The 15351-nt window shown below is 67.2% G+C and carries 11 protein-coding genes; 9 read left to right on the forward strand and 2 right to left on the reverse strand.

All coding sequences use genetic code 11. The features are described from left to right. Positions 1–91: 91 nt before the first annotated feature. The 8 genes from VQ065_RS05665 to moaA all read left to right on the forward strand — a co-directional run bounded on the left by VQ065_RS05665 (position 92) and on the right by moaA (position 11571). Positions 92–1387 carry a nitrate/nitrite transporter gene (locus VQ065_RS05665; RefSeq protein WP_014604018.1) on the forward strand — a complete coding sequence of 432 codons (1296 nt, stop codon included), beginning with the start codon at positions 92–94 and terminating at the stop codon, positions 1385–1387. Between the two features lie 12 nt (positions 1388–1399). Next, entirely contained in the window at positions 1400–2806 is a 1407-nt protein-coding gene (narK2, locus tag VQ065_RS05670; protein WP_003092963.1) for a nitrate/nitrite transporter NarK2, read from the forward strand. 75 nt (positions 2807–2881) lie between these two features. Then, the gene (locus VQ065_RS05675; protein WP_003092960.1) at positions 2882–6667 is read left to right on the forward strand and encodes a nitrate reductase subunit alpha; all 3786 of its coding nucleotides are present in this window, start codon (positions 2882–2884) and stop codon (positions 6665–6667) included. Positions 6668–6678: 11 nt separating this feature from the next. Further along, entirely contained in the window at positions 6679–8220 is a 1542-nt protein-coding gene (gene narH / locus VQ065_RS05680) for a nitrate reductase subunit beta (protein ID WP_003092958.1), read from the forward strand. A gap of 5 nt (positions 8221–8225) precedes the next feature. Further along, complete coding sequence (gene narJ / locus VQ065_RS05685; protein ID WP_003092956.1) at positions 8226–8966, forward strand: nitrate reductase molybdenum cofactor assembly chaperone; 741 nt, start codon at positions 8226–8228, stop codon at positions 8964–8966. Between the two features lie 2 nt (positions 8967–8968). Further along, entirely contained in the window at positions 8969–9652 is a 684-nt protein-coding gene (gene narI, locus VQ065_RS05690; RefSeq protein ID WP_003092953.1) for a respiratory nitrate reductase subunit gamma, read from the forward strand. 54 nt (positions 9653–9706) lie between these two features. Then, positions 9707–10525, forward strand: coding sequence for a peptidylprolyl isomerase (locus VQ065_RS05695; RefSeq protein ID WP_003092951.1), 819 nt, complete (start codon positions 9707–9709; stop codon positions 10523–10525). Positions 10526–10581: 56 nt separating this feature from the next. After that, positions 10582–11571: a GTP 3',8-cyclase MoaA gene (moaA, locus tag VQ065_RS05700; protein WP_003092949.1), complete on the forward strand. Its 990-nt coding sequence runs from the start codon at positions 10582–10584 to the stop codon at positions 11569–11571. 6 nt (positions 11572–11577) lie between these two features. On the opposite strand, the gene VQ065_RS05705 is transcribed toward moaA, so the two are convergent. Beyond that, positions 11578–12102 (reverse strand): molybdopterin-dependent oxidoreductase, encoded by a 525-nt coding sequence (locus tag VQ065_RS05705; protein ID WP_003092946.1) that lies wholly within the window; start codon positions 12100–12102, stop codon positions 11578–11580. Then, positions 12099–14102: a TonB-dependent receptor plug domain-containing protein gene (locus VQ065_RS05710; RefSeq protein ID WP_031629581.1), complete on the reverse strand. Its 2004-nt coding sequence runs from the start codon at positions 14100–14102 to the stop codon at positions 12099–12101. Before VQ065_RS05710 ends, VQ065_RS05705 begins: the two co-directional genes overlap by 4 nt. 445 nt (positions 14103–14547) lie before the next feature. Here VQ065_RS05710 and VQ065_RS05715 point away from each other — a divergent pair, with 445 nt between their 5' ends. Continuing rightward, on the forward strand, positions 14548–15339 hold the full coding sequence (locus VQ065_RS05715) for an ABC transporter substrate-binding protein (protein ID WP_003092944.1): 792 nt from the start codon (positions 14548–14550) through the stop codon (positions 15337–15339). Positions 15340–15351: the final 12 nt, after the last annotated feature.

The following is a 15351-nucleotide window of genomic DNA, read 5'->3' on the forward strand; positions in this document are numbered from 1 at the left end:
ACGGCCGGTATTTCATTGATTCCTATCAAATTTGCATAGGAACACCTTCCCTAGGCTCTCGCTGAACGCTGTCCGTGCAGAGAGTTTAGCCATGGCTTCCCTACGTCAGAAACAGTACTCCGTCCTCGGTATGAGTACCTTGTCCTTCGCGGTGAATTTCGCCGTGTGGACGATGTTTTCGATCATCGGCATCCGTATCAAGGACGAGCTTGGCCTGAGCGAATCCCAGTTCGGCCTGATGGTCGCCCTGCCGATCCTCACCGGCTCCCTGGTGCGCCTGCCGCTGGGCCTGATCACCGACCGCTTCGGCGGCCGCATCGTGTTCTTCATCCACATGCTGCTGGTGGCCATCCCGATCTACGGCCTGGCCTTCGCCAGCCAGTACTGGCACTACCTGGTGCTCGGCCTGTTCGTCGGCCTGGCTGGCGGCTCCTTCGCGGTCGGCATCGCCTACACCTCGGCCTGGTTCGAGAAGGAGCGCCAGGGCACCGCGATGGGCATCTTCGGCGCCGGCAACGCCGGCGCGGCGATCACCAACCTGGTGGCGCCGATGATCGTGGTCGCCTTCGGCTGGCGCATGGTGCCGCAGGTCTACTCGGTGGCCATGCTGGTCACCGCCGTGCTGTTCTGGCTGTTCACCTGGACCGATCCGGCGCACCTCAAGGGTGCCGTCGAGGCCAGCCAGCGGCCGACCCTGGCCAAGCAACTGGCGCCGCTCGCCGAGCTGCGCGTCTGGCGCTTCGGCCTGTACTACTTCTTCGTCTTCGGCGGCTTCGTCGCCCTGGCCCTGTGGCTGCCGAAGTACTACATCGCCGAATACGGCCTGGACCTGAAGACCGCGTCCTTCATCACCATGCTGTTCACCCTGCCGTCCGGCCTGATCCGCGCCCTCGGCGGCTGGTTCAGCGACCACTACGGCGCGCGCTCGGTGAACTGGGGCGTGTTCTGGGTCTGCCTGGTGTGCCTGTTCTTCCTCTCCTACCCGCAAACCACCATGACCATCCACGGCATCCAGGGCGACCTCAGCCTGGGCATCGGCCTGAACGTCTGGCTGTTCACCTTCCTGGTGTTCGTCGTCGGCATCGCCCAGGGCTTCGGCAAGGCCAGCGTGTACCGGATCATCCACGACTACTACCCGAGCAACATGGGCACCGTCGGCGGCATGGTCGGGGTGATCGGCGGCCTCGGCGGCTTCTGCCTGCCGATCCTGTTCGGCTACGCCGCCGACCACATCGGCGTGCGCTCCTCCTGCTTCATGTTGCTGTTCGGCCTGACCGTGGTCTGCATGGTCTGGATGCACTACGCGATCAAGCAGCAACGCCGCATCGACGGCCAGGCCGTCTCGGCCGACGTCGACCTTCCTCCCACCCTTCCCACCCACTCCTGAGGTAATGCCGTCATGGGCATGATCGCCAATACCCAACTGAAAGCCGCACGGGGACCGCTGCTGCTCGACTGGCGCCCCGAGGACCCCGAGTTCTGGGCGCGCAACGGCAAGCGCATCGCCAGCCGCAACCTGTGGATCTCGATCCCCGCGCTGCTGCTCGCCTTCGCCGTGTGGATGATCTGGAGCACGGTGACCGTGCGCCTGAACAGCGCCGGCTTCGCCTTCAGCAACGACCAGCTGTTCCTGCTCGCGGCGCTGCCGTCGATCTCCGGCGCCACCCTGCGGGTGTTCTATTCGTTCATGGTGCCGATCTTCGGCGGCCGTCGCTGGACCGCCCTGAGCACCGCCTCGATGCTGATCCCGTGCATCTGGCTGGGCTTCGCCGTGCAGGACCCGAGCACCCCGTACTGGGTGTTCGCCCTGATCGCGCTGCTCTGCGGCTTCGGCGGCGGCAACTTCGCCTCGAGCATGTCCAACATCAGCTTCTTCTATCCGAAGAGCCAGCAGGGCACCGCCCTCGGCCTGAATGCCGGGCTCGGCAACCTCGGCGTCTCGGTGATGCAGTTCGCCGTGCCGCTGGCGGTGGCCGGCGGCCTGTTCGGCGCCTTCGGCGGCGAGCCGCAGCAGCTCGGCGACGGCGGTCGCCTGTGGCTGCAGAACGCCGGCTGGATCTGGGTGCCGTTCATCGCCGTGGTATCGGTCGCGGCCTGGTTCGGGATGAACGACATCGCCGACGCCAAGGCCTCGTTCCGCGACCAGGCGGTGATCTTCAAGCGCAAGCACAACTGGCTGATGTGCTGGCTGTACGTGGCCACCTTCGGCTCGTTCATCGGCTTCTCGGCCGGCTTCGCGATGCTCAGCAAGACCCAGTTCCCCGACATCAACCCGCTGCAATACGCCTTCCTCGGTCCGCTGGTGGGCGCCCTCAGCCGGCCCCTGGGCGGCTGGCTGGCGGACAAGTTCGGCGGCGCGCGGATCACCCTGTGGAACTACGCACTGATGATCGGCGGGGTGTTCACGGTGATCGCCTTCCTGCCGGGCGACGGCGGCCAGGGCAACTTCTTCGGCTTCCTTGGCGCCTTCATCCTGCTGTTCTTCTTCGCCGGCATCGGCAACGGTTCCACCTTCCGCATGATCCCGGTGATCTTCCGCAACGAGTGGGCCCGGCGGGTGCGCGACGGCCAGGCCGACGAAGCCGGCGCGGCGCGCAACGCGAGCATGGAGTCGGCCGCGGTGATCGGCTTCTCCGCCGCCATCGGCGCCTTCGGCGGGTTCTTCATCCCGAAGGCGTTCGGCACCTCGCTGCACATGACCGGCAGCGCCGAGGGCGCCCTCTACGTGTTCATCGCCTACTACCTGAGCTGCATCGTCGCCACCTGGTGGTGGTACGCGCGCAAGGGTGCGGAGAGTCCCTGTTGAGTCCGTCGGCAGCAGCCCGCGGCAACCCCTGATTAGCGTTGTAACGCCCGGCACAGACCGGGTGAGGAGATCAAGATGAGTCACCTGCTCGACCGCCTGCAGTTCTTCAAGAAGAAGCAGGGCGAATTCGCCGATGGCCACGGCGAGACCAGCAACGAGAGCCGCGCCTGGGAAGGTGCCTACCGGCAGCGCTGGCAGCACGACAAGATCGTGCGCTCCACCCACGGGGTGAACTGCACCGGCTCCTGCTCCTGGAAGATCTACGTGAAGAACGGCCTGATCACCTGGGAAACCCAGCAGACCGACTACCCGCGCACCCGTCCGGACCTGCCCAACCACGAGCCGCGCGGCTGCCCGCGCGGGGCCAGCTATTCCTGGTACATCTACAGCGCCAACCGCCTGAAGTACCCGAAGGTGCGCAAGCCGTTGCTCAAGCTCTGGCGCGAGGCGCGGGCGCAGCACGGCGACCCGGTGAACGCCTGGGCCAGCATCGTCGAGGACGCCGCCAAGGCGAAGAGCTACAAGAGCCAGCGCGGCCTGGGCGGCTTCGTCCGTTCCAGCTGGGACGAGGTCACCGAGATCATCGCCGCGGCCAACGTCTACACCGCCAAGACCTACGGTCCGGACCGGGTGATCGGCTTCTCGCCGATCCCGGCCATGTCGATGGTCAGCTACGCCGCCGGCGCCCGCTACCTGTCGCTGATCGGCGGGGTCTGCCTGAGCTTCTACGACTGGTACTGCGACCTGCCGCCGGCCAGCCCGCAGATCTGGGGCGAGCAGACCGACGTGCCGGAGTCGGCCGACTGGTACAACTCCAGCTACATCATCGCCTGGGGCTCCAACGTGCCGCAGACGCGGACCCCGGACGCGCACTTCTTCACCGAGGTGCGCTACAAGGGCACCAAGACCGTCTCCATCACCCCGGACTATTCCGAGGTGGCCAAGCTCACCGACCTCTGGCTCAACCCCAAGCAGGGCACCGACGCCGCGCTGGGCATGGCCTTCGGTCACGTGATCCTGAAGGAATTCCACCTCGACCGGCCGAGCGCCTACTTCGTCGACTACTGCCGCCAGTACACCGACATGCCGATGCTGGTGTTGCTGGAAGAACACGCCGGCGGCGCGTTCAAGCCGACCCGCTACCTGCGCGCCGCCGACCTGGCGGACAACCTCGGCCAGGACAACAACCCCGAGTGGAAGACCATCGCCTACGACGAGCGCAGCGGCGGGCTGGTCTCGCCCACCGGCGCCATCGGCTATCGCTGGGGCGAGTCAGGCAAGTGGAACATCGCCGAGCTGGACGGCAGGAGCGGTGACCAGACGCGCCTGCAACTGTCGCTGCTCGATGGCCCGGAACATGCCTGCGAGGTGGCCTTCCCGTATTTCGCCGGGCAGGAGCACCCGCACTTCAAGGGCGTCGCTAACGACGAGGTACTGCTGCGCCGGGTGCCGTTCCGCGAGATCGTCGCGGCGGACGGCAAGCGCCTGCGGGTGGCCACCGTCTACGACCTGCAGATGGCCAACTACAGCATCGACCGCGGCCTGGGCGGCGACAACGTGGCGACCTCCTACGAGGACGCCGACACGCCCTATACCCCGGCCTGGCAGGAGCGCATCACCGGCGTTCCGGCGGCGCGCGCGACGCAGGTCGCCCGCGAGTTCGCCGACAGCGCCGACAAGACCCGCGGCAAGGCGATGGTGATCATCGGCGCGGCGATGAACCACTGGTACCACATGGACATGAACTACCGCGCGGTCATCAACATGCTGATGATGTGCGGCTGCATCGGCCAGAGCGGCGGCGGCTGGGCGCACTATGTCGGCCAGGAGAAGCTGCGCCCGCAGACCGGCTGGGCGCCGCTGGCCTTCGGCCTGGACTGGAGCCGGCCGCCGCGGCAGATGAACGGCACCAGCTTCTTCTACCTGCACAGCTCGCAATGGCGCCACGAGAAGCTGTCGATGCACGAGGTGCTGTCGCCGCTGGCCGACGCCAGCCGCTTCGCCGAACACGCCCTGGACTACAACATCCAGGCCGAACGCCTCGGCTGGCTGCCGTCGGCGCCGCAACTGAACCGCAACCCGCTGCGCATCGCCGCCGAGGCCGAGGCCGCCGGCCTGCCGGTCGCCGACTACGTGGTGCGCGAACTGAAGAGCGGCGGCCTGCGCTTCGCCAGCGAATCGCCGGACGATCCGCAGAACTTCCCGCGCAACATGTTCATCTGGCGCTCCAACCTGCTGGGCTCCTCCGGCAAGGGCCACGAGTACATGCTCAAGTACCTGCTCGGGGCGAAGAACGGGGTGATGAACGATGACCTCGGCAAGGCCGGCGGTCCGCGTCCCACCGAGGTCGACTGGGTCGACGACGGTGCCGAGGGCAAGCTCGACCTGGTCACCACCCTGGACTTCCGCATGTCCTCCACCTGCATGTACTCGGACATCGTCCTGCCGACCGCTACCTGGTACGAGAAGGACGACCTCAACACCTCCGACATGCACCCCTTCATCCATCCGCTGTCGGCGGCCACCGATCCGGCCTGGGAAGCCAAGAGCGACTGGGAGATCTACAAGGCCATCGCCAAGAAGTTCTCCGCCGTCGCCGAAGGCCACCTCGGCGTGGAGCAGGACCTGGTCACGGTGCCGCTGCTGCACGACACCCCCACCGAGCTGGCGCAGCCGTTCGGCGGCGACGGCCATGACTGGAAGAAGGGCGAGTGCGAGCCGATGCCGGGACGCAACCTGCCGACGCTGCACCTGGTCGAGCGCGACTACCCGAACGTCTACCGCAAGTTCACCTCGCTCGGTCCGCTGCTGGACAAGCTGGGCAACGGCGGCAAGGGCATCGGCTGGAACACCGAGAAGGAAGTGAAGCTGGTCGGCGACCTCAACCATCGCGTCGTCGAGAGCGGCGTCAGCCAGGGCCGGCCGCGCATCGACAGCGCCATCGACGCCGCCGAGGTGGTCCTCGCCCTGGCTCCGGAAACCAACGGCCAGGTCGCGGTCAAGGCCTGGGAAGCGCTGTCGAAGATCACCGGCCGCGAGCACGCCCACCTGGCGCTGCCCAAGGAAGACGAGAAGATCCGCTTCCGCGACATCCAGGTGCAGCCGCGCAAGATCATCTCCAGCCCGACCTGGTCCGGCCTCGAGGACGAGCACGTCAGCTACAACGCCGGCTACACCAACGTCCACGAGCTGATCCCGTGGCGCACCATCACCGGTCGCCAGCAGTTCTACCAGGACCACCCGTGGATGCAGGCGTTCGGCGAAGGCTTCGTCAGCTACCGGCCGCCGGTCAACACCCGGACCACCGAGAAGCTGTTGAACAGGAAGCCCAACGGCAACCCGGAGATCACCCTGAACTGGATCACCCCCCACCAGAAATGGGGCATCCACTCCACCTACAGCGACAACCTGCTGATGCTCACCCTGTCGCGCGGCGGTCCGATCATCTGGCTCAGCGAGCACGACGCGGCCAAGGCCGGGATCGTCGATAACGACTGGGTCGAGGTGTTCAACGCCAACGGCGCGGCGACCTGCCGCGCGGTGGTCAGCCAGCGGGTCAAGGACGGCATGGTGATGATGTACCACGCCCAGGAACGCATCGTGAACGTACCCGGCAGCGAGACCACCGGCACCCGTGGCGGCCACCACAACTCGGTGACCCGCGTGGTGCTCAAGCCGACCCACATGATCGGCGGCTACGCCCAGCAGGCCTGGGGCTTCAACTACTACGGCACGGTCGGCTGCAACCGCGACGAGTTCGTCGTGGTGCGCAAGATGAGCAAGGTCGACTGGCTGGACGAACCCCGCCACGGCGGACTCGGCGGCGACGCCCTGCCGCAACCGCTGCCCCAGGACATTTGAGGAGAGACGCCATGAAAATTCGTTCGCAAGTCGGCATGGTGCTGAACCTCGACAAGTGCATTGGTTGCCACACCTGCTCGATCACCTGCAAGAACGTCTGGACCAGCCGCGAAGGCATGGAGTACGCCTGGTTCAACAACGTCGAGACCAAGCCCGGGATCGGCTACCCGAAGGAATGGGAAAACCAGGAGAAGTGGAAGGGCGGCTGGGTGCGCGCGGCGGACGGTTCGATCCGCCCGCGCATCGGCGGCAAGTTCCGCGTGCTGGCGAACATCTTCGCCAACCCGGACCTGCCCGAGATCGACGACTACTACGAACCGTTCGACTTCGATTACCAGCACCTGCATACCGCGCCCAAGGCCGAGCACCAGCCGGTGGCGCGCCCGCGCTCGCTGGTCTCCGGGCAGCGCATGGAGAAGATCGAGTGGGGCCCGAACTGGGAGGAGATCCTCGGCACCGAGTTCGCCAAGCGGCGCAAGGACAAGAACTTCGACCAGGTCCAGGCGGACATCTACGGTGAGTACGAGAACACCTTCATGATGTACCTGCCGCGCCTCTGCGAGCACTGCCTGAACCCGGCGTGCGTGGCGTCCTGCCCGAGCGGGGCGATCTACAAGCGCGAGGAGGACGGCATCGTCCTGATCGACCAGGACAAGTGCCGCGGCTGGCGGATGTGCATCTCCGGCTGCCCGTACAAGAAGATCTACTTCAACTGGAAGAGCGGCAAGTCCGAGAAGTGCATCTTCTGCTACCCGCGCATCGAGGCCGGCCAGCCCACCGTCTGCTCGGAGACCTGCGTCGGGCGCATCCGCTACCTCGGCGTGCTGCTCTACGACGCCGACCGCATCCACGAAGTGGCCAGTTGCGAGAACGAGCGCGAGCTGTACGAGAAGCAACTGGAGATCTTCCTCGATCCGTTCGACCCGGCGGTGATCGCCCAGGCGCGCAAGGACGGGGTGGCCGACAGCGTCATCGAGGCGGCGCAGAAGTCGCCGGTGTACAAGCTGGCGATGGACTGGAAGCTGGCCCTGCCGCTGCACCCGGAATACCGCACGCTGCCGATGGTCTGGTACGTGCCGCCGCTGTCGCCGATCCAGAACGCCGCCGCCGAGGGGCACATCGGCAGCGACGGGGTGATCCCGGACGTCGAGTCGCTGCGCATCCCCGTGCAGTACCTGGCCAACCTGCTCACCGCCGGCGACACCGCGCCGGTGCTGCTGGCGCTCAAGCGCCTGCTGGCGATGCGCGCCTACAAGCGCGCCGAGCACGTCGAAGGCCGCCAGGACCTGGAGGTACTGGCCAAGGTCGGGTTGAGCGTGGAGCAGGTGGAGGAGATGTACCGCTACCTGGCCATCGCCAACTACGAGGATCGCTTCGTGATCCCCAGCGCGCACCGCGAGGAAGCGCTTTCCGATGCCTTCGCCGAGCGTTCCGGCTGCGGCTTCAGCTTCGGCAACGGCTGTTCCGGCGGCAGCAACTCCGCCGTCAACCTGTTCGGCGGCAAGCCGACCAACCGCCGCGACGTGATCCAGGTCGTGCAGATCCAGGAGTGAGCGCCATGAACGATCACAGCCAACTGTTCCGCCTGCTCGCCCTGCTGCTCGACTATCCACGCGCCGAGCTGCGCGAGGAGAGCCTCGGCCTGCATGCGCTGATCCGCACCTGCGAACTGCCGGAAGCGCTGCGCGACGGCCTCGCGGCGCTGCTCAACGAGCTCTGCCAGGGCGACCTGCTGGACGTCCAGGCGCGCTACGACGGTCTCTTCGAGCGCGGCCGCTCGGTCTCGCTGCTGCTCTTCGAGCACGTCCACGGCGAGAGCCGCGACCGTGGCCAGGCGATGGTCGACCTGCTCGACCGCTATACCGGGGCCGGCCTGCAGATCGACGTACCGGAGCTGCCGGACTACCTGCCGCTGTACCTCGAATACCTGTCGCTGCTGCCGTTCGCGGCGGCCAGCGAAGGGCTCGCCGAAGTGGCGCACATCCTCGGCCTGCTGGCGCTGCGCCTGGAGGAACGCGGCAGCGCCTACGCGGCGATTTTCGAGGCGTTGCTGGAACTCGGCGGCGAGCGCCCGGACCTCGGCGCGTTGCGTCGCGACCAGGCCCAGGAACAGCGCGACGACAGCCTGGAGGCCATCGACCGGGCCTGGGAGGAAACCCCGGTGAGTTTCACCGACCCTGCCGGCGGTTGCCCGTCGAGCAGCGGCCGCCGTCCGACGGCGTCCACCGAACAACCATTGCAATGGGTCGCCCAGCCGGTACCGCAGATGCAGTACCGCGCGGCCCGCGAAGGAGTCTGAGCATGTCGACCAATCTTCTGTTCTTCGGGATCTATCCCTATGTCGCGCTGCTGATCTGCCTGGTCGGCAGCTGGGCGCGCTTCGACCTCTCGCAGTACACCTGGAAGGCCGGTTCCAGCCAGATGCTCAGCAAGAAGGGCATGCGGGTATACAGCAACCTGTTCCACGTCGGCGTGCTGTTCATCCTCGCCGGCCACTTCGTCGGCCTGCTGACCCCGGCCTCGGTCTACCACCACCTGATCAGCACCGAGAACAAGCAACTGCTGGCGATGGTCTCCGGCGGCTTCTTCGGCGTGCTCTGCTTCATCGGCCTGAGCGGACTGATCCTGCGCCGCCTGACCGACGCGCGGGTGCGCGCCACCGGCAACGCCTCTGACCTGATGATCCTGCTGGTGCTCTACGCCCAGCTGATCCTCGGCCTCTCCACCATCGTCGCCTCGACCCATCACATGGATGGCTCGGTGATGGTGATGCTCGCCGACTGGGCCCAGGCCATCGTCACCCTGCGTCCGCTGGCGGCGGCCGAGGCCATCGCGCCGGTGGGCCTGGTCTACAAGCTGCACGTCGGCCTGGGCCTGACCCTGTTCGTGCTGTTCCCCTTCACCCGCCTGGTGCACATCGTCAGCGCGCCGGTGTGGTACCTGGGCCGGCGCTACCAGATCGTGCGTCAGAAACGTCCTGCCTGAACCCTGGGCGGCCGGCGCATCCGGCGCCGGCCCGCCGAACCGAGGTGATCGATCATGAGTTGCTCCCACTACGAAGAACGCGTCGAGAAGGTCGAACTGCCGCAACTGAAGGTCAACGGCGTGGCCATCGGCGAAGACCTGCTGGCCCGCGAACTGCAATACCACCCGGCGGACAGCTACGCGCTGGCGCTGGAGGCCGCCTGCCGTGCGCTGATCGTCCGCCAGTTGCTCCTGCAACGGGCCGACGCGCTGGGCATCGAGGCCCGCTGCGAAGACGGCGAGACGCCGGAGGAAGCGCGCATCCGCCAATTGCTGGAGGAAGAGGTGCAGGTCCCGGAAGCCGACGAAGACGCCTGCCGGACCTGGTACGCGGCCAATCCGGGACGCCTGCTCGGCCCCTGGCGCCTGCAATTGCGCCATGTGCTGCTGGCCTGCGCGCCGGACGACCTGGAAGGCCGCGAGACGGCGCGCAAGCAGGCCGCGGAGCTGCTCGACGAGTTGCGCGGGCATCCCGAGCGCTTCGTCGACCTGGCCCGGCGTTTCTCCGCCTGTCCGTCGAAGGAGGCGGGCGGCGACCTCGGCTGGATCGAGCCGGGGCAGACCGTCCCCGAATTCGAGAAGCGCCTGCTGCGCCGCGCGCCCGGGCTGCTGGAGCATCCGCTGGAAAGCCGCTATGGCCTGCATGTGGTGGAACTGCTGGCGCGCGAGGGCGGCGAGCCGCTCGACTTCGACGCGGCCCGCGCGCAAATCGCCGCGCACCTGCAAGCGCAAGTGTTGCAGCGGGCCGTGGGGCAGTACATCGGCGTGCTGGCGGGAGACGCCTGCATCGAGGGCTTCGCCTTCGAGGGCGCGGATGGGGCGCTGGTGCAATAGGTTTCGGCGCCGTTGTTTCCCTCTTCCTCCCGCACATCAATCGGAGTACCCAGGACATGACCGACTGGATCGATGGCCAAGGCCGACAGATCGACTACCTGCGCCTGTCGGTCACCGACCGTTGCGACTTCCGCTGTGTCTACTGCATGGCCGAGGACATGCGCTTCCTGCCGCGCCAGCAGGTGCTGACCCTGGAGGAGATCGAGCGGGTCGCCCGGCTGTTCGTCGCCGGCGGCGTGCGCAAGCTGCGCCTGACCGGCGGCGAGCCGCTGGTGCGGCCCGGCATCGTCGGCCTGTGCGAGCGCCTGGCGGCACTGCCGGGGTTGCGCGAACTGTGCATGACCAGCAACGGCTCGCAACTGGTGCGCTACGCCCGGCCGTTGTACGACGCCGGCCTGTCGCGTCTCAACATCAGCCTCGACACCCTCGATCCGCTGCGCTTCCGGGCGATCACCCGCAACGGCGAGCTGGACAAGGTGCTGGCTGGCATCGACGCCGCCCAGGCCGCCGGTTTCCGCCGGATCAAGCTGAACGCGGTGGTGATGAAGGGGCGCAACGCCGATGAGGTGCCGGCGCTGGTGGACTTCGCCATCGCCCGCGGCCTGGATATCAGCTTCATCGAGGAGATGCCGCTTGGCCAGGTCGGCCGCGAACGTGGCGAGAGCTTCTGCTCCAGCGACGAAGTACGCGCGCTGATCGCCCAGCGCCACGCCTTGCTCGACAGCGCCGAGCAGAGCGGCGGGCCGGCGCGCTACGTGCGCCTGGTCGAGCATCCGCAGACACGCATCGGCTTCATCTCGCCGCACTCGCACAACTTCTGCGCCACCTGCAACCGCCTGCGCCTGACCGTCGAGGGCCGCCTGCTGCTGTGCCTCGGCCACGAGCATTCGCTCGACCTGCGCGCGCTGCTGCGCCGCCACCCGCTGCACGACGGGCCGTTGCTGGAAGCGATCGGCGAGGCGCTCCAGCGCAAGCCGGCGCGCCATGAATTCAGCGCCGCCGGCGAGGTGCAGGTGCTGCGCTTCATGAACATGAGCGGCGGCTGAGGCGACTCAGGGCGTAGCCAGCGGGCCTCGTGGCAGGCGCACCACCTCGAGGCCGTCGAGCCACTTGACGTGGCGCGGGCCGCTGCGCAGATCGCCTGTCGAGACCAGCGCCAGCGGGCCTTCGCCAGGATCCAGGGCGAGGCCGTTCTTCTGGTAGGCCACCAGGATCTCGTCGCCGGCCTCGCTGTTGTACAGCTCGCCCCAGGAAAACACCACGGCATAACCGTCCCTGGAACTGCGCGCGACCACATAGCTGCGCCGCGCGTCCTGGTGGCCGGGCATGTCCAGCCCGGCCTGGTCCAGCACGTCGCTCAGGCGCACCCCCCGGTACTCGCGCTCGGCGCCGACCTGGGCGCCAGACTGGCAGACCATCGCCAGCTTGCCGCTGTCTTGCGCCGGTAGCTGGCGTAGCGCGGTGAGGTCGAGGCGCAGCTCGCGCTGCACCGCGCCGTACACGTGCAGCGAGGCGTCCGCGGCGACGCCGAGGGCGGGCAGGGCCGTGCACAGGGCGGCCAGTGCGAGGCGTTTCAATAGCGGTATTTCATGCCGAGCCATAGGGTGCGTCCTTCTTCGATGAATCCTTCGTTGTAGGCGTATCGGCGATCCGCCAGGTTGTTCAGCGCCAGGCTCAGGGCCAGTTCGCGGCTGGCCTGGTATTCGCCATGCAGGTTGAGCAGCGCGAAGCCGGCGGCGCGCCGGCTGCCGCCGGTATCGCTGTAGGTCCGGGAACGGGCTTCGCCGCTGAGCACCAGGTGCAGCGGCTCCAGGGCTTGCCAGTCGGCCCAGGCGAACAGTTTGTGGCGCGGCAGGCCGGTGACCACGCCGGCCTCGCTGCTGCGCCAGTCGCTGTCGATCCAGCTGTAGTTGGCGCCCAGCTCCAGGCGCTGCGCAGGCCTGCCGCGCAGGCCCAGGTCGAGGCCCTGGTAGACGATCTCGCCGACATTGCGGTTCTGCGCCAGGTTCGGCCCGAGGTCGGTGGCCTGGATGGCATCGCGCACCCGGTTGTGGAACAGCGCGAGGTCCAGCGTGGTGTCCTGGCCGAAGGCGCGGCGGTAGCGCAGTTCGACCAGGCGCGCGCGCTCCGGGTCGAGGTCGGGGTTGACCAGCACGGTCTGGCCGACGGCGGGGCGGAAGGTGGTGTAGCGGTCCTTGAGGGTGGCGAAGCGGCTACGGTCGGCCAGGTTCAGCTGGACTTCGCTGGCTTCGTCGAGCGGATGCACCAGGCTCCATTGCCAGTTGAACGCCTCGGCGTCGTTGTCCGGGTATTCCTTCTCGCTGGTCCGGCCCTGGCGGTCGGTCTTGTACTCCCGTGCCTCCAGGCTTTCCCGCCAGTCGTAGCTGACCCCGAAGATCATCCGCGTGGCCGCGTCAAGGGCCCACTGGTATTCGCTGGAGAGCGACCAGGTGCGGTCTTCGAAGCGCCCCCAGGGTCCGCGGTCCTGGCGTTCGCGGTGGACGTCCTGCTTCCAGTGCAGGGCGAAGGCCAGGCTGTCGTCCTCGCGCAGGCCCTGGCTGAGTTCCACCCCGGCGCCGTCGGACCAGTCGTCGTACTGGCTGCGACTGCCCTTGCGGGCCTCCAGGTCGGCGCGACTGTTGTACTGCTCCAGGGTGTTCTGGAAGGTGTCGCGGTAGAGGCGCGTACGCAGGCGCGTGCGTTCGCCGAGCTGGGTGCTGGAGTTGAAGTACAGGCCTTCCTTGTTCCAGTCCGGCCAGCGCCAGTAGCGGCTCTGGAACGACGGATCGCTGCCGGCGTAGGGTGGCGACTGCTTGTCGCCGTCCTGCTTGAAGTAGGTCAGCACGTATTCGTCGCTGGCATTGGGCGTCAGGCCCAGCTTCAGGGTGCCGCGGGCGTCGCGGCTGGCCGAGTTGGCGCGTTCGCCGTGGCTACCCAGGTCGTCGCTGTCGCGCAGGCCGCCGGGGAGGGCGCGGGCGTCGCGGTCGAGCCAGGCGCCGCTGGCCTGGAAGAAGCCCTGGCGGCCCTTGCCGCCGAGGGAGAAATCCGCCGCCCGGCCGACCCGCCCTGCGTCGCGCGCCCAGCCCTGGCTGAGGCCGAAGCCGGCCTCGAAGGGGCGGGTCGGGCGACGGGTCGCCAGGTTGATCGCCCCGCCGAGCATGTTCGGCCCCTGCAACAGCGAGGCGTAGCCCTTGGACACTTCGATGCCGGCCAGGTCCGAGGTGAGGAAGCGGCCGAGGTCGATGTTGCCGTCGTAGGGCACGTAGACCGGCACGCCGTCGATGAACAGCGGCACCTGGCGCGAGTCGAAGCCGCGTACGCTGACCTGGCGTTCGTTGCGGTTGCCGCCGCCTTGCAGGTAGACGCCGGGGAGGGTGTTCAGCGCCTCGCCGACGTCGCGGCGGTCGAAGCGCTGGAAGTCTTCGCGGGCGACGCTGTCCGGCGGGCTGAGGGAATTGCCCCAGGTGCTGACTTCCATGTCGGGAAGCGCGATCGGCGTCTCCGCCTGGGCAGTGGCAGCGCCCACCAGGGACAGTGCCAGGCTGGGGACCAGCCGGTTGGAAAGAAGGTTTTGCATGGTAGCGGCGATCTCGTTATGCATTTTTTTACATAACGATCTATGAAATATTCATCAGGGTAAATACCCATTAAGAGCAATTCGGAATTATTTATCTATATAGCGAATTCGGAAGGGCGGCGGCGGGACGAAAAAATCCCCGCGGCATGAGCGTGACGCGGGGATCCAGGCGTAAATAGAGCCTTAACCGTGATAGCTGAAATGGAGCAAGGGGGTGATGTCTGCGTAGCGGAACACCTCGCGGGGTGGCTGTGTATGGCTCAAGACTAAGTCCCGCGGGTCGGCGGGCCTATTCCTCGAAGGAGGTAAGGAGGGGTAGCGGAGGAGGGACGGCGATTGACGATGTATACTTTTTGGTCCAGATTGGACGAAAAGTATAAAGACGGATCACCGTCTGTTTCCCGCCCGGGCCGCGGGCGCACCTTCGTCACCCCTGGAGTCGTCCATGATCAAGTCGCTGAACACCAAGAACCTGCTGGGAGGCCTGCTGCTCGGCGTGCTCGCCAGCGGATCCGCCGTCGCCGCCGATGGCAACCTGCGGATCGGCATCGAGGCCGCCTACCCGCCGTTTTCCTTCAAGACCGCCGAAGGCGAACTGGCCGGCTTCGACTACGACATCGGCAACGCGCTGTGCGCGCAGATGCAGGTGAAGTGCCAGTGGATCGAGCAGGAGTACGACGGCCTGATTCCCTCGCTGAAAGTTCGCAAGATAGACGCCGCGCTGTCCTCCATCACCATCACCGAGGAGCGCCGGCGCTCGGTGGACTTCACCCACAAGTACTACTTCACGCCGGGCCGCCTGGTGATGAAGGAAGGCGCCCAGCTCGACGACAGCTTCAGCCAGTTGGCCGGCAAGCGCATCGGCGTGCAGCGCGGCGCTACCGCCGACCGCTTCGCCAGTGCGGTGCTGGCCAAGGCCGGTGCCGAAGTGGTGCGCTACACCAGCCAGGACGAGATCTACCTGGACCTGGTGGCCGGCCGCCTCGACGCCACCTTCGCCGACTCCATCCCGTTGCAGACCGGCTTCCTCGATACCCCGCGCGGCAAGGGCTACGCCTTCGTCGGGCCGGAGTTCAAGGACCCGAGATACTTCGGCGAGGGCGCCGGGATCGCGGTGCGCAAGGGGGACGCCGAGCTGGTGGGCAAGCTCAACGCGGCGATCGACGCGATTCGTGCCGACGGGACCTACAAGCGCATCGAGGGCAAGTACTTCAAGAGCGACATCTACGGCGACTGACCGCTCGCCGGC

Origin of the sequence: Pseudomonas sp. KBN10P06128, assembly GCF_037574945.1 — a bacterium.
Classification (GTDB): Bacteria; Pseudomonadota; Gammaproteobacteria; order Pseudomonadales; family Pseudomonadaceae; genus Pseudomonas; species Pseudomonas aeruginosa.

Excerpts from the sequence above, each read along its gene's own strand:
- VQ065_RS05665 (WP_014604018.1), top strand. The coding sequence starts at position 92 with ATGGCTTCCCTACGTCAGAAACAGTACTCCGTCCTCGGTATGAGTACC.
- narK2 (WP_003092963.1), top strand. The coding sequence starts at position 1,400 with ATGGGCATGATCGCCAATACCCAACTGAAAGCCGCACGGGGACCGCTG.
- VQ065_RS05675 (WP_003092960.1), top strand. The coding sequence starts at position 2,882 with ATGAGTCACCTGCTCGACCGCCTGCAGTTCTTCAAGAAGAAGCAGGGC.
- narH (WP_003092958.1), top strand. The coding sequence starts at position 6,679 with ATGAAAATTCGTTCGCAAGTCGGCATGGTGCTGAACCTCGACAAGTGC.
- narJ (WP_003092956.1), top strand. The coding sequence starts at position 8,226 with ATGAACGATCACAGCCAACTGTTCCGCCTGCTCGCCCTGCTGCTCGAC.
- narI (WP_003092953.1), top strand. The coding sequence starts at position 8,969 with ATGTCGACCAATCTTCTGTTCTTCGGGATCTATCCCTATGTCGCGCTG.
- VQ065_RS05695 (WP_003092951.1), top strand. The coding sequence starts at position 9,707 with ATGAGTTGCTCCCACTACGAAGAACGCGTCGAGAAGGTCGAACTGCCG.
- moaA (WP_003092949.1), top strand. The coding sequence starts at position 10,582 with ATGACCGACTGGATCGATGGCCAAGGCCGACAGATCGACTACCTGCGC.
- VQ065_RS05710 (WP_031629581.1), bottom strand. The coding sequence starts at position 14,102 with ATGCAAAACCTTCTTTCCAACCGGCTGGTCCCCAGCCTGGCACTGTCC.
- VQ065_RS05715 (WP_003092944.1), top strand. The coding sequence starts at position 14,548 with ATGATCAAGTCGCTGAACACCAAGAACCTGCTGGGAGGCCTGCTGCTC.